Source organism: Nonomuraea sp. NPDC049714, assembly GCF_044465295.1.
GTDB lineage: Bacteria > Actinomycetota > Actinomycetes > Streptosporangiales > Streptosporangiaceae > Nonomuraea.
Genome location: NZ_JBITLM010000021.1, coordinates 1 through 21,922, shown reverse-complemented (window position 1 = coordinate 21,922; position 21,922 = coordinate 1). Strand labels below are relative to the sequence as shown.

The 21,922-nt window shown below is 67.5% G+C and carries 21 protein-coding genes; 13 read left to right on the top strand and 8 right to left on the bottom strand.

What is annotated here, in order from left to right:
- Positions 1-5 precede the first annotated feature (5 nt).
- Complete coding sequence (locus ACIBQX_RS47685) at positions 6-221, bottom strand: DUF397 domain-containing protein (protein WP_189136875.1); 216 nt, start codon at positions 219-221, stop codon at positions 6-8.
- On the bottom strand, positions 209-1,039 hold the full coding sequence (locus ACIBQX_RS47680; protein ID WP_397016933.1) for a helix-turn-helix domain-containing protein: 831 nt from the start codon (positions 1,037-1,039) through the stop codon (positions 209-211). Before ACIBQX_RS47680 ends, ACIBQX_RS47685 begins: the two co-directional genes overlap by 13 nt.
- A gap of 300 nt (positions 1,040-1,339) precedes the next feature.
- Between ACIBQX_RS47680 and ACIBQX_RS47675 the strand changes: the two genes are divergently transcribed.
- Positions 1,340-1,837, top strand: coding sequence for an ATP-binding protein (locus ACIBQX_RS47675; RefSeq protein WP_397016931.1), 498 nt, complete (start codon positions 1,340-1,342; stop codon positions 1,835-1,837).
- Positions 1,810-2,115, top strand: coding sequence for a hypothetical protein (locus ACIBQX_RS47670; protein ID WP_397016929.1), 306 nt, complete (start codon positions 1,810-1,812; stop codon positions 2,113-2,115). The genes ACIBQX_RS47675 and ACIBQX_RS47670 overlap by 28 nt, the downstream gene beginning before the upstream one ends.
- 381 nt (positions 2,116-2,496) lie before the next feature.
- Here ACIBQX_RS47670 and ACIBQX_RS47665 read toward each other — a convergent pair whose 3' ends face one another.
- The 4 genes from ACIBQX_RS47665 to ACIBQX_RS47650 form a co-directional block, all read right to left on the bottom strand.
- Entirely contained in the window at positions 2,497-4,125 is a 1,629-nt protein-coding gene (locus tag ACIBQX_RS47665; protein ID WP_397016927.1) for a tyrosine-type recombinase/integrase, read from the bottom strand.
- A gap of 5 nt (positions 4,126-4,130) precedes the next feature.
- Positions 4,131-4,445, bottom strand: coding sequence for a helix-turn-helix transcriptional regulator (locus ACIBQX_RS47660; RefSeq protein ID WP_397016925.1), 315 nt, complete (start codon positions 4,443-4,445; stop codon positions 4,131-4,133).
- 311 nt (positions 4,446-4,756) lie between these two features.
- Complete coding sequence (locus ACIBQX_RS47655; RefSeq protein WP_397016923.1) at positions 4,757-5,650, bottom strand: TRM11 family SAM-dependent methyltransferase; 894 nt, start codon at positions 5,648-5,650, stop codon at positions 4,757-4,759.
- On the bottom strand, positions 5,650-6,540 hold the full coding sequence (locus ACIBQX_RS47650) for a hypothetical protein (RefSeq protein ID WP_397016921.1): 891 nt from the start codon (positions 6,538-6,540) through the stop codon (positions 5,650-5,652). The genes ACIBQX_RS47655 and ACIBQX_RS47650 overlap by 1 nt, the downstream gene beginning before the upstream one ends.
- A gap of 217 nt (positions 6,541-6,757) precedes the next feature.
- Here ACIBQX_RS47650 and ACIBQX_RS47645 point away from each other — a divergent pair, with 217 nt between their 5' ends.
- A complete protein-coding gene (locus ACIBQX_RS47645; RefSeq protein WP_397016919.1) occupies positions 6,758-7,552 on the top strand; it encodes a class I SAM-dependent methyltransferase in 795 nt (264 codons plus the stop codon).
- Between the two features lie 656 nt (positions 7,553-8,208).
- On the opposite strand, the gene ACIBQX_RS47640 is transcribed toward ACIBQX_RS47645, so the two are convergent.
- Entirely contained in the window at positions 8,209-9,495 is a 1,287-nt protein-coding gene (locus ACIBQX_RS47640; protein WP_397016917.1) for an MFS transporter, read from the bottom strand.
- A 1-nt stretch (position 9,496) separates the two neighbouring features.
- Between ACIBQX_RS47640 and ACIBQX_RS47635 the strand changes: the two genes are divergently transcribed.
- The 10 genes from ACIBQX_RS47635 (at position 9,497) to ACIBQX_RS47590 (ending at position 21,488) form a co-directional block, all read left to right on the top strand.
- Positions 9,497-10,045 carry a hypothetical protein gene (locus tag ACIBQX_RS47635; RefSeq protein ID WP_397016915.1) on the top strand — a complete coding sequence of 183 codons (549 nt, stop codon included), beginning with the start codon at positions 9,497-9,499 and terminating at the stop codon, positions 10,043-10,045.
- Between the two features lie 268 nt (positions 10,046-10,313).
- On the top strand, positions 10,314-11,186 hold the full coding sequence (locus ACIBQX_RS47630; RefSeq protein ID WP_397016913.1) for a hypothetical protein: 873 nt from the start codon (positions 10,314-10,316) through the stop codon (positions 11,184-11,186).
- Positions 11,187-11,474: 288 nt separating this feature from the next.
- Complete coding sequence (locus ACIBQX_RS47625; RefSeq protein ID WP_397016911.1) at positions 11,475-11,870, top strand: pilin; 396 nt, start codon at positions 11,475-11,477, stop codon at positions 11,868-11,870.
- 227 nt (positions 11,871-12,097) lie between these two features.
- On the top strand, positions 12,098-13,489 hold the full coding sequence (locus ACIBQX_RS47620) for a hypothetical protein (protein WP_397016909.1): 1,392 nt from the start codon (positions 12,098-12,100) through the stop codon (positions 13,487-13,489).
- On the top strand, positions 13,486-14,436 hold the full coding sequence (locus tag ACIBQX_RS47615) for a PrgI family protein (RefSeq protein ID WP_397016907.1): 951 nt from the start codon (positions 13,486-13,488) through the stop codon (positions 14,434-14,436). Before ACIBQX_RS47620 ends, ACIBQX_RS47615 begins: the two co-directional genes overlap by 4 nt.
- Positions 14,433-16,244 (top strand): VirB4 family type IV secretion system protein, encoded by a 1,812-nt coding sequence (locus ACIBQX_RS47610; protein ID WP_397016905.1) that lies wholly within the window; start codon positions 14,433-14,435, stop codon positions 16,242-16,244. Before ACIBQX_RS47615 ends, ACIBQX_RS47610 begins: the two co-directional genes overlap by 4 nt.
- 137 nt (positions 16,245-16,381) lie before the next feature.
- Positions 16,382-18,703, top strand: a complete 2,322-nt coding sequence (locus ACIBQX_RS47605; RefSeq protein ID WP_397016903.1) for a type IV secretion system DNA-binding domain-containing protein — start codon at positions 16,382-16,384, stop codon at positions 18,701-18,703.
- Between the two features lie 15 nt (positions 18,704-18,718).
- Complete coding sequence (locus tag ACIBQX_RS47600; protein ID WP_397016901.1) at positions 18,719-19,594, top strand: replication-relaxation family protein; 876 nt, start codon at positions 18,719-18,721, stop codon at positions 19,592-19,594.
- The gene (locus tag ACIBQX_RS47595) at positions 19,591-20,529 is read left to right on the top strand and encodes a C40 family peptidase (RefSeq protein ID WP_397016899.1); all 939 of its coding nucleotides are present in this window, start codon (positions 19,591-19,593) and stop codon (positions 20,527-20,529) included. The genes ACIBQX_RS47600 and ACIBQX_RS47595 overlap by 4 nt, the downstream gene beginning before the upstream one ends.
- A gap of 80 nt (positions 20,530-20,609) precedes the next feature.
- Complete coding sequence (locus ACIBQX_RS47590; protein ID WP_397016897.1) at positions 20,610-21,488, top strand: hypothetical protein; 879 nt, start codon at positions 20,610-20,612, stop codon at positions 21,486-21,488.
- A gap of 115 nt (positions 21,489-21,603) precedes the next feature.
- Here ACIBQX_RS47590 and ACIBQX_RS47585 read toward each other — a convergent pair.
- Positions 21,604-21,922, bottom strand: a 319-nt coding sequence (locus tag ACIBQX_RS47585; protein WP_397016895.1) for a ParB N-terminal domain-containing protein, incomplete at its 5' end; no start/stop codon positions are given.

The window sequence follows — 21,922 nt, the reverse complement described above, 5'->3', positions numbered from 1 at the left end:
GGGGTTCAGAAGTCGAACTCACCTTTCTTGGCACCATCGATGAACGCCGCCCAGACCGACGGTGAGAAGACATAGGGGGCTTTCTCAGGATGGTCCGAGTCGCGCAGGCCCACTTGGCCGTCGCCCAGGGGAGCCACTTCGATGCAGTCGCCGGCCTCGCCGGAGCGGGTCGCCTTGCGCCATGCGGCGCTCTGCAGCAGTTCTTCGGTCACGTCGTCCATTGCTCTTCCATCTTCCCGATCAATTGGAGTGAAGCCCGTCGGGGCAGGGCCTCGTTGTGCAACATCTCGTACCTTGACTTGATCTCGCGGACTCGCCCGCTGTCGGCGGTGATCTGGCTGAGTGTGATCGACTCAAGGTAAGCCATGTCCGGCATCCCTGGCCCGTCGGCGAGGACGAAAGCTCCTTGCAGGCCGGTGGTCAGCCAGGAGTTGTGTGGGAGTACGCGAACGTTGATGCGAGGATGCTCGTCCAATACGGCCAGGTGCGCCATTTGTTCAGCCATCACCGCCTCGCTACCGATGGGCCGATTCAGAACCACTTCGTCCAGTATTACCCATACCGTCGGCCCGTTGTCGCGCTGAAGAACACGCTGGCGCTCCATGCGCGCCGCGACATTCTGTTCGACCTCTTCAGGAGTAGTGGCGGGCTTGCCGCGGAAGATGGCTCGCGCGTACTCCGGGGTTTGCAGCATGCCAGGCACGATCAGCGGCTGCCACAGGCGGAGCGTGGCCGCCTCCTGCTCGATCTCCGCCAGCCGGGCCAGCCAGACCGGCCAGCGCGAGGAGTGTTCGACCGTCTCGCGCCAGCGCGCCAGCAGACCCCCCTCCGCCCCCAGCGCGGTGTCGGCGGCGCGAGCGAAGTCTTCATCGGCCGCGCGCTGTCCCCGTTCGACCATGCTGATCTTCGATACCGACCAGCCGAGCATCGCGGCGATTTCTTTCTGTCGCCTCCCTGCCGCGATGCGGTATTCGCGGAGATAAACGCCGAATTCTGCTCTCGGCGTTTTCAGAGCGGGTTCCGGCTCGGTGTTGTTCAAGGCAGAGCGCCTCCTTCCCGATGGCGCACAACAAATGCACGCGCCATGTGTAGTAGCACACCTGGTTCGTGCGTGGGAAGTGCTTTGCCTTACCCCCTATGGGCAGGGGATTTCTGGGATGGTCACTTCAGGCCCGCTCGACGCAGCATCGGTCTGCACGAAAAGACAGACGGGCGTGCGCAACGGTGCTCGCATTATTCGCATAAAGGACGCGGCCGGTGATCGAGGAGTAGCGAGGCGAATTCGGTGATCCAAATCCCTGTACCGACCGAACATCAGGAACTCGGTGTTATCCAACTCGTGCGCAATGATCGGGCGCCGTATCTGGCGCGGGAGGCGGTCACCGCCTGGACGGGAACCGCGCACCCCACCCGAGAGATCTTGATCTTGGTGGCATCCGAGCTGGTCACCAACTCCGTCAAGCATACCGCCGGCCTCGGCCCGAGCGGTGACCTCGATTGGATCGAGCTCACCTTGTCCCAGGGACCGGGCTTCCTCCGGCTGGTGGTGACCGATCCAGGATCGGCCTGCTCGGCGCCCTCGTGCATCCCGATGCAGGCGTCGAACCTGTACGCGGAGCAGGGGCGGGGACTGGCGATCGTGGACAACCTGTCGCGCGGGCGGTGGGGAAGCTACCGGCTGCCCGTGAGTGGGCACCGTGTCGTCTGGTGCCACCTCGACCTCAGCCCTACCCCGGCGCAACTCGAAGAGCTCTTCCACGGGCCAACCTCCCTCCCCACCACCTATCCCATCCACTCCCGGAGTCAGCCATGCCCGACCCCATCACCCCCGCTGTAGCCGCCCAAGCCGCCACCCACCTCGCCAACCTGCAGGACCTGCTGCAAAACCTCGGCCTGCACGCACGTCTGCTGACCCAGGACGAACGGCTACCGTGCCTTCGCGTGATCAACCCTGAAGTCGCCACCCTGTCCGAGGTCATCGCCGCAGCGCCGAAGGACGACCAATGGCTGTTTTGGTGGTCATGGAGCGAACCGATCGTCGAGATCTCCCACCTCGCCACGGCAGCCGACCGTATCCGCCACGTACTGGCCGCAGCCCGCCCGAGCGTCGCGTAATCCCAATCAGGGATCGGTGGTTCTGGGTCTTGTGCCGAACGGATCACTCCCGTCGACGGACTCACCGCATCCGGCACGTCCTGACCCCGGCAGGTGGATCCTCTCCTGAAATCCAGCACCCCACTCTGGGCTATCAAGGGCGGACTCCGCCAGATCGCGGCTTCCGACGCGACCTTGAGCGTGCCGCCCACCCCATCACACGTCCGGCAGCAGTCCTTCCCTTCCAAGAGCTGCTGCCGGATCCAGGCCCTGCCGATCGATGCCCCCACCGATGCGCAGGGCCGTCTCTCCTTCGCCGGGAGAAGGAGAGGAGGGAGGCAGGGCCCGCCATTGGTGTCCGGCAGGCTCTGCCTCCCTCACCGCTGAGGTGCGGGACGTGAGCTATGCGATAGGCAGGGTGATCACAGTGCCGCCTCCATCACCTGACGATGCCCGCTGACGGCTTTCTGATCGGCGTGAACGACTCGGCCGGGGCGACTCTGGTTGGGCGGCGAGCAGAGCGGCGGTGGATTCGGCGGCGGCTGCCGCGACCTCGGGATACACACTGGTGTAGGTGTCGCGCGTAAAGGTAGAGGAGACATGCCCAAGGGTCTCCTGCACGATTTTGAGATCCACTCCGGCAGCCAGCATGATCGTGGCCGCGCCGTGGCGCAGGTCGTGCAGTCGCACCGGTGGTAGTCCTGCCTGGTAGGCCAGCCAGTAGAAGGCGTCGGTGGCATGCTGTGGGTGCAGCGGCCGACCGAGGGTGTCGGTGAAGACGAAGCCGCTGTCGACCCAGTCCTCGCCCATGGCCAGCCGTTCCTTGCGCTGGCGCTGCTGGTGCTCTTTGAGGACGGCCATGGTCTCGGCGTCGACGGCGATCGTGCGGTCGCTGGCCTCGGTCTTCGGCTTGCCCTGCACCGGCTGCCAGCCGAGTTGGGTGATCTGCCAGTGCACCCCGATCGTTCCCGCGTGGAAGTCGATGTCGCTCCAGCGCAGCCCGACCGCCTCTCCACGGCGCAGGCCGCGCAAGGTGATCAGCCGATACAGGGCGAACAGCCGATCCCGGCGGGCGTAGGCGAGGAACGCCGAGGTCTGCGGAGCCGTCCACACCATGACCGGCGAAGGCCGGGACGTACCGATGTAGACAGCGATCGGATCCACCCGCTTGCCGCCTCGCGCCCGCCGGACCTCGGCCATGCGTGCCTCGTGGTCGAGACGCCACTGGGCCACCCGCGTCTCGGTCCACACCAGCGGCTTACACTTCACCGCGGGCGGGAGCTCGACGGCGGCGGCAGGGTTGAAGTCCAGCAGCCGATCCTGCTTGATCGCGATGTTCAGGGCATGGCGAAGTGTGGCGCGGATACGGTGCATGGTCGACGGGCCGACCGGACGCCGGTAGCGGACCGTCGCCTGCCGCTCCGGGTCGTCGCTGGCCCGTTCGGTGCGGATGACGTCGTTGAACTCCTCGATCGCGTCGAACATGCCCGCGATGTCGGAGACCCGAAGCCGGTCCAGTCTGATCGTGCCGAGATACGGGGCAAGGTAGAGGCGGATGTGTGATTCGTACGTGCGCCGGGTGGTCGGCTCGATCCGGCGCTTACGGCCCAGGAACTCCTCCAGCCATTCACCGACGGTGACGTGCCGGTTCAGGTCTTGATGCGTACGGACCTTGCGCCGCACTTCTTCGGCATCCGGCAGCTTCTTGGTGTCCTTGAGGACCGACAGCATCAACGTGGTGATCTGCCTGCGCACGGCCGGGTCGTCATCGAGGGCGAGCAGGCCGCGGGCGTGGTCGAGTTCGGTCTCGGCGTCCTCCAGGCAGGTGAAGCCCCTGCGCCGCAACGGGGTGCGGCGGCGGCCGTCAGCGTGGGCGGGCAACTCCAGCTGGTATGCCCAAGTGCCGTGCGTGCTGCTCCAGCGCTCGCTGCCGCCCGCGCCACGGCGCAGCTTCGGACACGACTTGCCGAGCTTCTTGCCCGTCGCCGGGTCCTTGCAGGCGCAGGTCTTGTAGGTGGTTCCGTTCGCCACCGCGTTCACCCTTCTTTCGTGTGGGGACGGCTCTCGCCGTCGTGGTCGAGCAGCGCCCGCAGCCCACGAACCGGTACCGCGTACCGGCCGCCGAACCGCAACACCCGGCACGGGAACTGGCCCGCCTGGGCCAGTCGATACGCCTTGGTACGGCCCATGCCGAGCAGACGGCCCGCCTCGATCAGGCCGATCACCTCCGGGGCGAGCCCAATCGGGACGTCGACACTCACGGGAGGAGTGTCGACGGCTCGGGCGCGGTGGGTCTTGGCCTGTGACGGGTCCTGCACCGCTGTCAGGGTGAGTGGTGTCTGACTGGTCATTGATCACCTCCGTGTCGCAGAAGCAGGGTTGGGTCCCGGCGCGTTGCATCGGGCGTAGGCCGGGGTTGGGGCCGGATCGGGTGTGGGCGGGTGGCGGGCGCTACGCCCCCGTTCGGCTGCCCGGCGTCCCCTGGGTGCCGCTGATAGCCGCCGTTCATGGACGGGCGATCACAGCGGCCCACAGGGGCCTGCCGGGCGTGGGGCCGATCGGGTGGCGGCGGTATCGACGCCCACCTTCACCGCCCGCGTCAAGCAAAATCCGCTGGTCACCGCTCCGCCCGGCGTCCGCGCCGTTGCCTGCCCGGATAACGTCACTCCGGTTGCCGGCACCTTCTGTCCGGTGAGCGGTCTGTGGGTGGTGAGGCCGGCGGCTTGCCGAAGATCAGCAGGTCCTCGTGCGCTACCGCGTGAATCGGCAGCCCGCGCGCCCAGCCCTTACGTGCTTCGTGTAGTTGGAAGAACGACGCCCGGTTGAGCAGCTTGCCCTCGCCGAGCCCGCACAGCAGGCACACGATCCGATCAGCCAGCACCAGTCCCGCCTTCTGGGCCACGGCCTGGACATGGCCCGGCAGATCGACCAGCTCGCCCCGCACCCGGTACGGACGGACGGTGATCGCCACCGCCCCGCCCGGCTCCAGCAGTTCAGCGCAACCTGACAGGATGCGGCCGAACCCCTCCAACAGCTTGGGAAGGCTCTGATGGGCGAGATTCGCCCGATCGCGGGAGTAGTGGTGATTCCACTTGTGCACCCCCGGCACGCCGGTGTCACGGCTGGATCGGATATGGCCGTGCGTGGCAGCCCCGTACGGCGGTGAAGTCAGCACCAGCGCCACCCGCCCGCACAGGTCCGGAAGCAGCGCGGCGACGTTGCGCGCGTCCCCCGCGACTACACGGCCGAACCCCGACGCGCCCTGCCGCTTGGCCAGAGCGAGGTTAGCGACCGCGAGCCGAGCCCAGCCCTCCTCGTACTCCACCCCTGCCGCGTGCCGCCCCAGGTGGACGGCCTCGACCAGTGTGGTGCCGATCCCGCACATCGGATCCACCACCAGCTCGCCCGGCTGGGTGTATGTGGAGATCGTCTTCGCGGCGATCGACGGCAGCATCTTGCCTGGATGCCGCATCGACTCCGGCACATACCGGCCCTGCCGCTGCGCCCGCGACTGCCGCTGCCCGGTGGCCCACACCGACGCCGTCACCTCGACCATCAGCGCTCCTCCTCGCGCCGTACCGTCGTATCCGGGTCACCCTGCGCCGCTACAGCTCGGGCCCTCCGGTCCTTGGTCTCCGCTGGCGCCGACGAAGCAGGTTTGGTGAACAGCAGCAGATCGGAGTGCACCCTCGCGCTGTCCGATGGCCCGACCCACCCGCGCAGCTTCTGCGCCATCGTCACCACGCAGGGCGAGACGACGGGGTCGCTCCGCTCACCACGGGCCGGAACCCGCAAGGCGATGATGTGCTGCAGATACAGCAGACCCACCTGCCGCGCCCGCGCGATGATCCCCGGCGCCGGGTCCACGACTCCGTTCTCGGCATGGCACAGGCCGGTGATCACCGCGAGATAGCCGCCCGGCTTCACTAGCTCCCCCGCCGACTCAACGTCGAACGACCCCGCCGTGGCAGGCTGGCCGGCGGTACATGTCTGCTCGATGAGGACCAGCGCGGCTGCCCCGGCCAAGTCGGCCAGCACCGGGCCGACACGTTCAGGGCGAGTGACGCGCAGGTCGGCGACCTGTAGATCGTGCTCGGGATGGGAGCGGGTCAGCCGCGTCCAGACGACCCCGGCCTGGACCGAGTCGGAGAAGGTGACCGACGCGCGGCAGCCCATCGACAACGCCGCCGAGATGACCTGGTGGTCGGTGGCGCCGATGTGGATGACGGTTTCACCGAGCCGAGTGCATGCCGACACGAGCTGGCGAGCCAGCGGCCCACTCACCGGAACACAGCAGCCGGCACCGCAGGCGAGGACCGTCTCGGTGTCAGCTGCGGCCAGCCAGACGCTCAACGGCAGATGCCGCTGAGCCTGCTCACGAACGGCCTGATAATCAGAGCCGGTGAACTGGAAAGAACGGGTGGAACTGATCGGGTGTGGCGTCACGGTGATGTGGCCCGATCACCCAGGCCACCTGATCCCTGTCACCCCTTCCAAATACCTGCCACCAGACACGAGTTGGGACGGCCTGTCACGCAAAGGAACCGTAATACCTGCTCACACCCCCGAACGAGGGGTCCCGAGCCGGCGGTGACGCGGAGCTCGACCATGGCGCTGAATATCCCGTTGGCCATGATCTGGTGCGTCTCTAAGCTCGACGGACATGAGCGAGATCGACTACCTGACCGTCAATCGCGCCAACTGGAACGGCCGCGTGGCCATCCATGTGGCCAGCGATTTCTACGACGTCCCCGGCTTCAAAGCGGGCGCGGACCCGCTGCGGGACTTCGAGATCGACGAGGTCGGTGACGTCACCGGCAAGTCACTGGTTCACCTGCAATGCCACTTCGGGCTCGACACCCTCGCCTGGGCCAGGCGGGGTGCGCAGGTCAGCGGCCTCGACCTGTCGGACAAGGCCATTGAGACCGCCACCGCACTGGCGCAGGAGTGCGGACTGCAGGCGCGCTTCGTCGCCGCGGACATCTACGACGCGCCCGCCGCCCTGAAAGACACCTACGACATCGTCTACACCGGCATCGGCGCGCTCGTCTGGCTGCCCGACCTGTGGCGCTGGGCCGAGGTGGTGGCCGCCCTGCTGAAGCCGGGTGGATTCCTGTACCTGGCGGAGTTCCACCCGGTCACCGACATGCTGGACGACGCCACCGGATCGACCGTCACCGCCGACTACTTCGACGGCGAACCGCACCTCTACGACGAGCCCTGCACCTACACCGGCTCGGAGACACTCGCGAACACCACCTCCGTCCAGTTCCAGCACACCCTGGGCGAAGTGATCTCCGCACTGGCCGCAGCCGGACTGCGCATCGACTTCCTGCACGAGCACGACCACACACTCTTCAAACGCTTCGAAAACCTGCAAGCCCACAACGGGCGCTACCAGGTGCGGGAAGGACAGCCGCGCATCCCGCTGATGTTCTCCATCAGAGCCAGCCGATAACCGCCAGGCCAGGCATGAGGCGCCCTGACACTTACAGCGCCCGGTCCAGGACGAGGTACAACTCCGTGCGCCCACCGACGTAGTGTGTGGCGATCGTTTCGCAGGAGGATCGAGCCAACTCCACGGAGCGTTTCTCCAGGTCACAGCGTTCCCGTACAAAACTCGGACAGTCAGCCGACGAACGACGACACCCAGGGAATGCGGTCGCTCCATCGGTCAGGCTCGGCGGCCTACGCTGAAGGCGAGCTCACGACAAGCGGACCCCGTGAGGGGTGATGAGGTGGCAGCCGCCAAGGATGAGCTGGCCGAACACCGCTGGGTGCGGCTCTTTCTGAGGGACCGAGCTGATCAGGCGATGAGCTCGTAGTCGTGTCGGCCGTGGACGCGTTGATGTTCTTGGCCGAGGTGATAGCACCAGTATTCGGGCAGATCCTCGTTGCTGGTCCGTAAGCACCGCAGGACCGGCGAGCAGGCCTGCCACTACTGCTTCATCCCCGCAGGCCGGCCCGGTGCTCAGCCCCGCCTGATAGCCGCAGCCGGGTTGCGCTGGCCGGTGAGAAAAGTCTCGAGTTCGAAAGAAAGGTGCACCTGCTTCTGCACTGGAGACGGACGCGACACTCGAATCCTCACAGGACAGACGCAACTCTTCTGATGCTTCACCGAAGTTGATCATCATTGCTGGATACGGGAGACCGGCTGGGGAGGACCGGGAAGTCACGCATGCCGCGCATTGAGGTGGCGAGCAGGAGCAGCGGAGTGACGGCGAAGAAGGTGGCCAACACCCACATCGCGGCGCCGATCCCGAAGGCTGTCGCCAGGACGGAGGCGGTGGCTGCGCCGAGCGGCACGCTGCCGGAGATGACGAACCGGGAGACCGCCGTGACCCGGCCCAGGAGGTGCGCCGGTATGTAGTTCACGCGGAAGGTAGCGGTGACGGTGCCCGATATCGTGGCGCCGAGCATGACCACGAACGATCCCACCGTGAACAGCGCCAGCTGCCAGCCAGGGCCGCCGACCGGCAGCAGCAGCATGAACGGCGCGGTCACGACATTGACCCCCACGTAGGTGCGCGCGCTGCCGAAGCGGGCGACAGCCCGGGACGCGAGCACGGCGCCCAGCAGGCCGCCCAGGCTGGCGAGGCTGATCAGGCCGCCCACAGTTCCCGGCGCGATACCTTCGGCGCGCACCAGGAAGACGATGCGCAGCGAGAACACGCCGAGCATCCCGAGGTTGATCATCGCCGCCACGATGAGCATGGGCAGCATGAACTCGCCGTACTTGAAGTACCCTAGGCCCTCGCTGAGCTGCCGGAGCATGCCGGGCCGCTCGCCCGCCGCCGCCCTCGGCTCAGGCGTGGTCCGCAATCTGAGCAGGCAGGCAGCCGAGACGATGAAGGTGACCGCGTCGATGAGCAGGCCGCCGACCGCTCCGGCCACCTCGGTGAGCAGACCGCCGAGGCCCGGGCCGGCGATCTCGGCGGCCGAGGCGCTGGCCTGGAGCCTGGCGTTGCCCTCCATCCGGTCATCCGGGGCCAGTAGGTGCGGCAAGTAGGCGTTGAACGCCAGGGTGAAGAACATGCTGGACGTGCCGGCGATCAGCACCGCGGCCAGCAGCATGGGCACGGTCAGCACACCGGTCCAGGCGGCGACCGGGATAGCGGTCAAGACCGCAGCGGACACCAGGTTGGCGGACACGAGGATGCGGCGGCGCGGCCAGCGGTCAACCCAGGTACCGGCCGGGAGGCCGATCAGGAACCAGGGCAGCCAGCTGGCTGCGGTCAGCAGGGCCACCGTGCCAGTGCTGGCATGCAGGACGGTTATCGCCACGAACGGGACCGCCACCGTGGTGATCGCCGAGCCTAACCCGCTGACCGACTCCCCCGCCCACAGCAGGCCGAAGTTCCGGGTGCGGAACAGGCCACCCGGCCGCCTTTTCTTAGCCACAGTGGTGCGCGACGAAACCCCCATCTCGCGATTACCCACCGAACTCACGGTATCGCCACAGCCAGGAGTGGCAGCGGCATTTAACAGAGCGGTGCGACCGGGCGAAGTGGTGGCGCCGCGCTCTCTGCTCAGCCACTCCCTCAAAAGGAGCCGCACCCAACGCCGCCTCCGCAAGCTCGTCAATCACCCCCACGCGACGATGGGTGCCTGCCTGAAACCCGAGTACAGCGGCTATTACGGCCAGCCGATCCTCAGCCGCGACGCCGTAGCCGAACTGGCCGAGGTGGCGGAGGTACGGCGAGCAGTCCGCGCAGCCGGCCATGAGCTGGGTTGGCGTGTGCGTACCCATGTGGCTTACGACGGGTTGCTGCTCATCCTCGATGACCGCGACCCGCCGGAGGAGGTACGGCTCCTGGCAGGACGCAGAACCGCCGAGGCCGTCTCAGCCGTCATCACCGGCGCGCAGCAGAGTGCCCGCCTGCGCCGTACCAGCCAGCATCACCAGCCATCTGCCCCTCAAGACTCGGACGATCGCCCGACGCCTTGTTGACGCAACCTTGACCGGTGAACTTCGCCAGCTCCATATGCGCAGGTCAAAGCAGTTCTCGCGCGCGGTGCTCCAAGCACCGGAACACGCCAGTTCATGGCCGGATGAAGCCACATCAGCGTTTTCCTAGGCCAGCACCGATTCCGGCGCATGACCTGATCTTTGCGTGGTTCTTCCCCTGCCCGACGTCTGTCCGAATCGTGCCCGGTTCGCGTCCGGACTCTCTGGCGGGATGAGCAGCGTCCGAACCGATCCGACTTCGGGAGCTGCCATGTTCCACGTACCGGCCCGCCTCTCCACCGGCTCCACTTCGCCCGCCGTCACCAAGCACAGCGCCGAGGGCCCAGCCGTCGACCTCCCTGAGCAGGCCACCAATGACCTTCCCGCCTGCGCGAGACATCGCAGCCGATGCGGCAAGTCATCACTACCGCTTGACGTGGCCGAACACGCCTTCGACCTGCTGATGCGCGGTCCGCAACCTCTGTCAGTGAACGGCACCGAACTCGGGCACGGCCTACCCGCCCGGCCGATCCCCTTGCATGAGCTGCGCGCGATCTTGCTGCACCCGTCCTGCTCGCGCACCACCCGCGACCACGTCTGGCGCCACCTCATCGACCAGGCCCGCACCCACCGAGGATCGTGGATGGTCGCCGCCGTCGCGCTGGCCCTCCCCATGCTGCGTCGACTCACCAGGGCCCTGGCCGATAAGACCGGTGACCAGCGAGCCGATCGCGAGGATCTGGAGGCCGAGGTGCTGGCCGCCTACATGCACGCATTGTGCCGGGTGAAGCTCACCTGGTCCCACCCTGTGCTGCGCCTGTCCCGGCTCACCCAACTCGCCGTCATCCGCGCCTACGCATCCGAGCGGCCCCTCCTCCTCACCGATCCCGAGCATCCGGGCGAGCGGGAGGTAAGCCACCCAACCGGCCACCCTGACCTGCTCCTCGCCCAAGCTGTACACCAGCAACTCATCACCGCCGAGGAGGCGGAGCTGATCGGGTTGACGCGACTGGAGGGCATCTCGCTGAGCTCCTACTGCCGACGCCGTGGGCTGCTCTACTGCACCACCCTCAAGCGCCGCCAACGCGCCGAAACCGCGCTCTACCAGGCCATTCTCAACGGCGACCTGCCAAGCCCCCGGTAGCGGCTTCAGCGGTGGCTCGCCAGTCAAAGGTGAGCAAAATCCGCTGGCACCGATGTCCTAACTCGACTCTTCGACCTGGTCTTTGTCCAGGTGAAGGCAGCGCGGACGGCACCGGCCCAGCCTCAAGGCCGCACCCGGCCACCGGTCCCTGTCACCACCGGACGCCACCGCCCCGCTCTCGCGAAGGAGGACGCCCACCCGGCCCCACGCCGGGCTCGGCGCCTTCCGCGCCGCCTTCTTCGGCACCAGGGCCAATACCGAACAGCAGTCCCAAGGGAGGCAAGAACCATGACATCCCGCCCACGCCGCACCACCACGCCAGGCTGTACGTTCAGCGTTCTGCTCATCGCCGCCGTCATCCTCGGCGGCATCGTCCTGGGCACCCTGCTCGAACTCGCCCTCGCGCACGCCGACACCACCGCGAGCGTCCTGGCTAAACCAGCGCAGGGCCCCACGTCGCTCAACGCGGTGATCGACAACCTGCGCAACGTCATCGTCGGCCTCTTGGTCGCCCTGGCCACCCTCTTCCTCACCGTCGGCGGAGTCCGATACATCCTGGCCGGCGGGGACCCCGGCGAGGTCGAAGCCGCCAAGAAGACCCTGCGCTACGCCGCCCTCGGCTACGGGATCGCTGTCCTCGCCCCACTGCTGGTGACCATCCTCAAAGGCATCGTCGGAGCTTGACGATGGGCTGCCATCACCTTTCACGTCCACCTGAACAGCTCGCCCGGTGGTTTCGCGGTGTCCTCGCGGCCATCATCTTGACCAGCGCCGTCATAGCCCTACTCGCCGCCTCGGCTTCGGCAACGCCAAGCCCGGTTCCCAGCTCACAGCCAGCGGCGTCACCCACTCCGTCGCCGCACAGCTGGATCCCGCCCGCCCAGCCTGCGGGCACGGACGAATGCGGTTGGGTGGACATCGGCTGCAAGATCAACCAGGCAGTGAACGGCTTGTTCACCAAGTTCGTAACGGAGGCGGTCAGTCCGGCCTTCGTCATGATCGGCCGCACTCTGCTCTGGGCTCCGCCGCCATCCATGTTCGCCCGCGTTCATGATCTGTCCAATCATGTCCGGCTGGTGGCTAACGCCCTACTGCTGCTGTTCGTCCTGGCAGGCGGCGTCATCGTGATGGCGTACGGCAGCGTGCAGACCTCGACGACCACGCGCGAGATCGTTCCGCGCCTGGTCGTGGCGACCATCATGCTCAACCTCTCGCTTGTCGTCTGCGAGCACGCTGTCCAGCTCAGCAATGCTCTGGTCGCCGCTCTTCTGGAAGGGGGCGTCGACAGCAAGCGCGTCGGGGACTTCCTCGCCGGCAAGGTCGGCAGCCTCATCAGCGATCCCGAGGGCGCAGTGCTCTACCTGGTGCTGATGGTCGCGGTCGCCGTGGTGATGGCCACGATCTTGGTGTTCGTCGCCATCTTGCGCATGACGCTGCTGCTGTTCCTCATCATCGTCGCTCCGCTCGCGCTGCTGTGCCACGCGCTGCCGCAGACCGAAGGCATGGCCAAGCTGTGGTGGCGCGCCATCACCGGCATCCTGGCCATGCAGGTGTTGCAAGCCCTCGCACTGGTCCTCGCCTTCAAGGTGTTCTGGACCGACGCCTTCCTGCCTACCCAGGCGGGGGACGAAGCTCTGGCGGTGGTGCAGCCCACGGTCAGCCGGGCCATCGACACCGTGATGCTGATCGGCCTGCTGTACGTGCTGATCAAAATACCGAGCTGGGTCGCGCGGACCATCTGGCGTCAAGCCCAACCCCAGCTCCTCAAACGCCTGCTCAAGACAGTGATCCTCTACAAGACGCTGGGCGCGGCCAAGGCGCTCGGCACGGCCAGTAGGGGTGCCGCCGCGCGGAAAACCAAGACCGCCGCCAATCGTCGGCGACCTTCCAGGGGCGGTAGCTCCGTGGCCCGAACGACACGACGCCGCCCGCATTCCAACCGGCCACCGACAGGAGCGCAGCCCGTGAACCCGTCGCCTTCTGCCCGCTCCGCACCAGGCGGGAATCATGCACCGCAGCAGCTGGCGCTGCCACTCGGCATTCCACCCCAGGCGAGAGCGTCGGCTCCGGCCTCGCCTCAGCGTGGGCGTCAGTTGGCGTTGCCGTTCCCGGTCACGCGTGTTCCCCGGCCGCCCGCTTCCGCACCGGCTCCTCCCCCGGCCAACGCGCCATGGATCCGTCCCCGGCCTCCCTACGTGCAGGACATGCTCCCCGGCATGCCCAGACGGCGGCCCCGCCCCGGCCAGCTCCGGCTACGTCTGGACCCGCCACCGCGGCGTGTTCCAAGGAGGCGGAACAGGTGAACGAGTCCGATCCCCTGAGCGCCAGGATTCCTGTCGACATCGATCGCCCGGACAAGATCGCCTACGGGCTGACCTTTCGGCAGGTCCTCATCGTCACGATGACGGGAGCCACGGCAGCAGGCGTCTACTACCTGTTCCACCAGATCCTGCCCATCGTGATCCTTGCGGCGTTCCTGCTGCCGCTGGTGGCGCTCGGTCTGGCTCTTGCTCTCGGCCATCGCGACGGGCTGAGCTTGGACCGGTTCGCTCTCGCCGCCGTGTTGTTCAGCCGCTCGCCCAAGCGCATGGCGGCCGCACCGGAAGGGGTCAGCGAGCCGCCCCGCTGGTGCCGTCTACGCGGCAAACTACCGGCACCGCTACGGCTGCCGGTGCGTGCGATCCGGACCGACGGAGCCCTTGAGCTGGCCGACGGAGGCGTCGCCGTACTGGTGGAGACCTCCACCCTGTCCTTCCACCTGCGCACGGCCGGGGAGCAGGCCGCGCTGGTCGCCGCGTTCGGCCGGTGGCTCAACTCCCTGGAAGCGCCCGTGCAGATCCTCGCACGTGCCCGCTCTGTCGATCTTGCTGCCGTGATTGATGCCCTCGATCAACGGACTCAAGCGCTGCCGCACCCGGCACTCTCCAATGCCGCCAGCCAGCACATCGCCTTCCTGGACGAGTTGAACGCCTCCCGTGACCTGCTGACTCGCCAGGTTTTCGTCGTTCTACGCGATCACTCAACAGCGAGCGGTCGTCGGTCGGTACGGCGAGACGCCAGCGCAGCCGTTGTCCTGCGCCGAGCCGCCGACACCGAACGGACGCTGGCCGCACTCGGCATCACCACCCGCCTCCTCAACGCGCGCGAGGCACATCAGGTGCTCACCGAGTGCCTGGACCCGGGCGGCTGGCACCCCGCAGATCTGGCGCTGCCTGATGACCTGATCACCACCAGCCAGGAGAGTCCATGAGACTACGCCGCCGCAATCACGCATCAGCTCCGAGCGCTCTTGCCGCACTATCGGCGCTGGAGGTCGGCCGACACACCCTCACCTTCCCGAACGGAGTCGCCGCCTCCTTCGCGGTCGTCGGCTACCCCCGCGAGGTCGGCGCGGGCTGGCTGGAACCACTGCTCACCTATCCCGGCCGGCTGGACGTCTCCTTGCACATCGAGCCGATCCCGCAGGCCGTTGCTGCGACGCGGCTACGCCGCCAGCTCGCCCGCCTGGAATCGGCCAGCCGCTCCGACGCCCAGCATGGACGCCTGCAAGACTTCGCCGCCGAGGCCGCCGCCGACGACGCCACCGACCTGGCCGACAGCCTGGCCCGAGGCCACGGCCGCCTGTTCAAGGTCGGCCTCTACCTCACGGTTCACGCCCACGGGGAGCCGGAGCTCGCTGCGGAGGTCGAACGCGTCCAGGCGCTGGCCGCTTCTCTGCTCCTGGATGCTCAGCCGACCACGTTCCGAGCGCTGCAAGGCTGGATGACCAGCCTGCCGCTGGCTCACGACGCTCTGCGGACGAGGCGGAGTTTCGACACCACCGCGCTGGCGGCTGCCTTCCCCTTCGCCTCTCCTGACCTGACCGCATCGGTCGGTGACACGGCAGTGCTGTACGGCTTGAGCGCCACCAGCTCCAGCGTTGTCCTATGGGACCGGTACGCCCAGGACAACCACAACTCCGTCGTCCTGGCCCGCTCCGGCGCCGGCAAGAGCTTCTTCACCAAGTTGGAGACCCTGCGGTTGCTGTATCAGGGCGTCGAGGTCGCCATCGTCGACCCTGAAGACGAGTACGCGCCTCTCACCCGCGCCGTCGGCGGCACCCACCTGCGGCTCGGTGCGGCCGGAGTCCGGTGGAACCCGCTCGATCTGCCCGCCAGCCACGGGCCTCAGGACGACGTCCTGGCCCGACGAGCGCTCTTCCTGCAGACCCTCGCGGCGACCATGCTCGGCGGCCCACTCACATCTCAGGATCGAGCAGCGCTGGACGCGGCGATCATTGCCACGTACGCCGTAGCCGGGATCACCCGAGACCCTGCCACCTGGGGCCGTCCCGCGCCGCTGCTGGGCGACCTCGTCGCCACCTTGAAGGGCACCAAGCGTGCCGAATCGCTGGCGGCGCAGTTCACGCCGTACGTGACCGGCTCGTACCGGGAGATGTTCGACGGGCCGACCACGACCACGCCAACGGGCCATCTGATCGTCTTCTCCCTCCGGGACCTGCCCGACGAGATGAAAGCGGTCGGCACGCTACTCGCCCTGGACGCCATCTGGCGGCGGGTGGCCAATCCCCGAGACCGTAGAAAGCGCCTGGTCGTGGTCGACGAAGCCTGGCTGCTCATGCGCGAGCCTGAGGGCGCCCGCTTTCTGTTCCGGATGGCCAAGGCCGCCCGGAAGCACTGGGCGGGGCTCGCCGTCATCACCCAGGACGCCGCCGACCTACTGGGGACGGAGCTCGGCCAAGCCATCGTGGCCAACGCTGCCAGCCAGATCCTGCTCCGCCAGGCGCCCCAGGCGATCGGCGCGGTCGGCGACGCCTTCGACCTCACCGACGGTGAACGGCAATTCCTACTCACCGCCGAACGTGGTGAAGCCCTCTTGGTGGCTGGGCCCGCCAGCCGAGTCGCCTTGACCGTCGTCGCCTCACCCGCCGAAGCCGAGCTGATCACCAGTGATCCCGCCGAGCTGGCGCGGTTGGAGCTGCGTGACGCGCAAGCGCCACCACCTGAGCCGCTCGACTCCGAGACCGCCTACGACGATGCCGACGGGGACCCGCTGTGACAACTCCCTCTCCATGCCTGATCTGTGACGTCGATGAACGCGATATAGAGGTATTTCTCGCGTTCTTCCGAGACTTGCCCACCCGGTTGCCTGACTTGTTGATCGGCTATGGGCCACGTATCGCCATCTCCCTGCTTGTGCTTTTCTCGGCAGTGGCGCTGGTACGCCGCCTGCTCGGCTGGATTCGCCATGCGGAACTGAAGCCGGGTGCCCGCTTGATCGAGATCTCCTCTCCACCGGTGAGCGAGCCGGCGGGAGCAGTCGTGCTCTGGAGCCAGCTCATCGGGCTCCTCCGACCTGCCTGGAAACGCTTCTGCGCCGGCCAACCGCACCTCGTGTGGGAGTACCTCGGCGACGACTCCGGCGTGCGGATCCGGCTTTGGGTTCCCGGCACCATCCCGCCCGGCATGGTGGAGAAGGCCATCCGAGCGGCCTGGCCTGGCGCGACGACCACCAGCGAGCTCGCATCCTGCCCGCTGTCTCCTGCTGCGCAGCTGGCAGGCGGACGGCTCATGCTCGGACAGGCCGAGCACTACCCCCTCAGGACCGACCACTCCAATGATCCGGTCCGATCCCTGCTGACCGCCATGAGCGAGCTTCGCGACGGAGAACAGGCTCTCGTACAGATCCTGGTGCGGCCCACCACCGGCAAGCGCCTGCGCCGGGCACACCGTGCGGCGGCGGCCCTGCGCGGTGCGAAGACCAGCAGCCCGGTCGGTCAGCTCCTCGACGAGCTCGCGCCCACATCGGGGCGCCATCGGTTCGGTGATCTCGCCCGTGCCTTCCCCGAACGCGCCGAGCAAGTCCGCGCCATCCTCGCCAAGGCGAACCAACCGCGCTATCAGGTCGCCATTCGCTACGCCGTCGCCAGCAGCCAGGACAACGACTCCGTACGCGCACGGCTCCGAGGCCAGGCTCATACCCTGGCCGGCGTCTTCGCCTTGTTCACCTCTGGCCACCAGTACCTGCGCCGAGCACGCCTGATCCGCGTGGCGAAAGTAACCGGCTCGCGCCGTCTGGACACCGGGTATCTCCTGTCGGTCGCCGAGGTGGCCGCGCTCGCCCACCTGCCCTGGGACATCGATGCCCCCGGCATCACCCGCGCCGGGGCACGCCCTGTAGCCCCGTCACCGGCCATCCCACGCGATCAGGCGCATGGACCGGCCCGGACATTGGGGGACAGCGACAGCGGCCACACGCGGCCCGTCGCGCTATCCGTCGCCGACGCCCGCCATCACACCCACATCCTCGGCGGCACCGGCGTCGGCAAATCCACTCTCCTGGCCAACCTGGTGCTCGCCGACGCTCACGCCGGCCGAGGCGCCCTGGTCATCGACCCCAAAGGTGATCTCATCACCGACATCCTCGCTCGTCTGCCCGAACGGGTGATCGGCAAGACCGTGGTGTTCGATCCGCAGGACCGAGGTCGTCCCCCTGCGATCAATGTGCTCGCCGGGCATGATCCGGCGTTCGCGGTCGACTCGATCGTCACCATCTTCCACCGCTGCTTCTCCTCCGCCTGGGGACCGCGGGTGGACGACCTTCTCCGCTCCACCTGCCTGACCCTCACCAGGGTGCTCGGGACGCGGGCCACCCTCGCCGAAGTCCCCCGGCTTCTGACCGACTCGGCCTTCCGCGCCCGCATCACCGCCCGGCTCGACGATGAGCTGCTGGCCGGCTTCTGGGAGTCGTACCAAGCCCTCACTCCCGCAGGCCAGGCCACGGTCATCGGCCCTGTCATGAACAAGCTGCGCGCCGTCCTGCTCCGCCCGTTCATCCGGCACGCCCTCGCCAACCCCGTCAGCACGGTCCCGATGGAACAGCTTCTCGGCGAGGGCGGCCTGGTCCTCGCCCGCCTTCCTAAGGGGATCCTGGGGGACGACGCGGCCAGGCTGTTCGGCTCGATCCTGCTCGCCCACACCTGGCAGGCCGCCACCCGTCGAGCCAACGTCGCCGAGGCCAAGCGGCCGGACGCCTCCCTGGTGATCGACGAATGCCACAACTTCCTCAACCTGCCCGGCCACATCAACGACGTACTGGCCGAGGCACGCGGCTACCGCCTCTCGCTGGTCCTCGCTCATCAGCACCTTGATCAGCTCCCCGCCGACCTCCGCGAAGCCCTCTCGGCCGACGCCCGCAACAAGATCTACTTCGCGGCCTCGCCCAAGGACGCGAATGACCTCAAGCACCACACCGCACCGCTGATCACGCCTTACGACCTCACCCACCTCGGCGCCTACCAAGCCGCCGCGCGGCTCATCGTCGACGGTCAGCAAACCCACGCCTTCACCTTGCGCGCCCGCCCTCTGCCACCGATTGTCCAGGGTCGGGAACAGGCCATCCGCGACTCCTCTCGTGAGCGCTTCAGCCCTGCTCCGACCATGCCGAGAACCGGGATCACTCGAAGGCAGCGCACAAGCGCCGCCCCTGATCCGCGAGCCACGCCACCTGCGAACTAACGGAGGAGACCGCTCATGTCCGCGAACCGCATCACCTTGGGCCAGCCTCGTCTCAACGCCGACCGGGTCGCCGAGATCGTCGCCCGCTTCACCCCACGTGACTACGACATCCTCAGCCACCTGCACGAGCACCGCGTTCTGACCACACACCAGATCGAGAAGATCTTCTTCACCTTGCCGCAGCCCACCCGCCGCCGTATGAGCGTCCTGTTGGGCCTCAACGCCGTCGCCCGGTTTCGGCCCTGGACCCCACACGGCGGGTCCACTCCCAGTCATTGGGTGCTGGGCCGTGCCGGAGCCGCCGTCCTGGCCCTTCGCCAGGACATCACCGTCAAGGAGCTCGGCTACCACCCCGACACCACCCTGGCCATCTCCATGTCCAGCAAGCTCGGCCACCAGCTCGGCGTCAACGACTTCTTCGCGCAGCTCCACCACCACGCCCGCCGAGCTACCGGAGCCCAGGTGAAGGAGTGGTGGTCCGAGCGACGCTGCGCCAAGCTCTGGGGAGACCTGGCCAAGCCCGACGCCTACGGCCGATGGGCCGAGAACGGCCGGGAGATCGACTTCTTCCTCGAACACGACACCGGCAGCGAGACCCGCTCCAAGGTCGCAGCCAAGCTCACCGACTACGCCAACCTCGCCGACGCCACCGGCATCACCACACCGCTGCTGCTCTGGCTGCCCAGCCACGCTCGCGAATCCAACTTGCGCCAACTGATCTCCAGCAGTGACCTACCGGTCGCCACCGCCGTCCACACCAGCCTGGGTGACGGCCCCGCCGGAGCTGTCTGGCTGCCGCTCGGTGCGGAGCAGCCCAGGCTTCGTCTGGCCGAACTCGTCAACGCCTGGCCTCACCTCATCGCCCCACGGAACGAAGCAGAGATGAGGTGAAGTACGCCGCGGCCGGCGCCGCTCTCCTCCTGCTCTTCCTCGTCGTCGTCATCGCAGCAGTTGTCACCGTCTTCACCGGGCCGGGGAGCCCGGCGGGCTATGGCTGCCTGACCACGGCACCGAGCAGGACCACGGACAGCGGCCCGGCCGAGGGCCTGGATCACGAGCAGAGCGGCAACGCCGCACTCATCATCCAGACCGGCATGGATCTCGGCCTCCCCGCTCGCGCCGCCGTGATCGCCATAGCAACCGCTCTACAGGAATCCCAGCTCCGCAACCTTCCTTACGGCCACCTCGACAGCCTCGGACTGTTCCAGCAGCGCCCCTCCCAAGGCTGGGGAACCCCGAGGCAGATTCTCGACCCCGCCTACGCCTCCCGCCGGTTCTACAACCGGCTTGCCGCGATCCCCCGCTGGGAACGACTCCCACTCACTCAAGCCGCACAGGCCGTACAACGGTCAGCCAGGCCGAACGCCTACGCTGTGTGGGAACCGCTGGCCCAGCGCACCGTGGACGCGTTCACGGGGGCCTGCGTGATGCCGATCCCGGGTGAACAGGCAGCAGCCGCCATCGCCTACGCGCACGCCCAGCTCGGCAAACCGTATGTCTGGGGAGCCGAAGGGCCCGGCTCCTTCGACTGCTCCGGACTGACCATGCGCGCGTACCAGGCGGCAGGCATCAACATCCCACGCGTAGCCGCCGACCAATGGCGGCACGGGCCACCGATCCCCGCCGGGGGCGAACAGCCTGGTGACCTCGTCTTCTTCCGGATGACGGCGAACGGCCCAGGGCACGTGGGGCTCGTCATCGCGGAGGGCCAGATGATCCACGCACCTAACCAGCACGACGTCGTCAAGATCGACACCTACCGGAGAGCCGACTTGGTCGGTTTCACCCGTCCGGCTGGCCGCCCTTCTCAAGCGGCTTTTCGGTGAACCGATAGTCAGGCTGAGGTATGTAGCCGATACTCTCCGGGAAGATCCTCAATACGGCGCGAAGACGAAGGAGGACCCGCGTGGAGGTGCAGACGCCCTACCGGGTGACGATCCCGCACTCCTTGAACGGTCCTCTGGAGATCTGCGCGGACAACTCCGTGGTGCGCATGGCAGTGGTCGAACGCGCCTGTGCTGCTCGGCTGCCCGACATCTGGGACACAACCGGCGTCTACCTGCTCCTGGACCATCTCGACGCTGCCGGGAAGTGGGGCGCGTACGTGGGGAAGGCCGCCCCCGGGACCTTGCGCAAGCGGCTCGGCAATCACCTGCGCGCCCGCGATCACTGGTATCGGGCGCTGCTGATCCGACGCGTTACCGAAAGCCCTTTTCACACGAGCCAAGTGGGATGGCTCGAAGGCCGCCTGTACGACATCCTCGCCGAGGCGGAGCTCGTACGGCTGCGGAACGGCAATCGCCCGCAAGACCACACCATGCACGCCGACGACCAGGCCAGCATGCTGGGCTACCTCCCGCCGATCGTCGGCGCTCTGCATCTCATCGGCCACAACCTCACCCCTCCGGTTGCGACCAGACGCTCGCCCAGAAGCAGGACAACCGGCTCGCTTCCTCCGCATGCGCTGGGCACGTCGGGGCGAGGTACTCAACGTACAAAGAAGCACAGCGGGGTCTCCCTGGCAGATCTCATGAAGCAGGGCATGATCCAGCCCGGGGCCGAGCTCGTTTCCGTCTCTCGCCTGCATCCGGCCAAGGCGAAGCTCACCGCTGATGCGCGGATCGAGTACGAGGGAATCGCGCACAGCAAGCCGTCCAGTGCGGGGCATGCGGTGACGGGGTACAGCGTGAACGGCTGGACGTTCTGGGAGGTCGAGACGCCTCGCGGTCCGCGCTTGCTGTCGGCGCTGCGCCAAGAGCTTGAAAGACGCCTGGCCTCGTCGTGATCGTTCAGCCGAGAAGGCGGCGCTCAGCGGAAGGGACCGGTGGTGCAGGAGGTGCGCCCCGGTCGCACGCATTCTGTGCGTGACCGGGGCACACCACCTACTCCACCGGGCCTGACTACGGTCGGAGTTCGCGTTCCTCGCCTCCGTGGATCCGGCAGGAAAGCTCCTCCTCGGGCGTCAGTACGATCACCGGCAGCTTCTCGACTCCTGCGGTGAGGGCCTTGTGGATGCGGTGCCAGCCGTCGATGATCAGCCATCCGGCGTCTGGGATCGGTACCGCGATCAGCGGCTCGGCAAGGTCTACGGTCGCCGCGTACTCGTGATCGATCCGGATCAGGAACAGCATGCCCGCCCAGTTGGCTGGATCAAGGCTCCCTTCGGGCTCGCGGTCGGCCGTGTGCTGCTTGGCTGCGGTGACGTTCCACTTCCAGGCC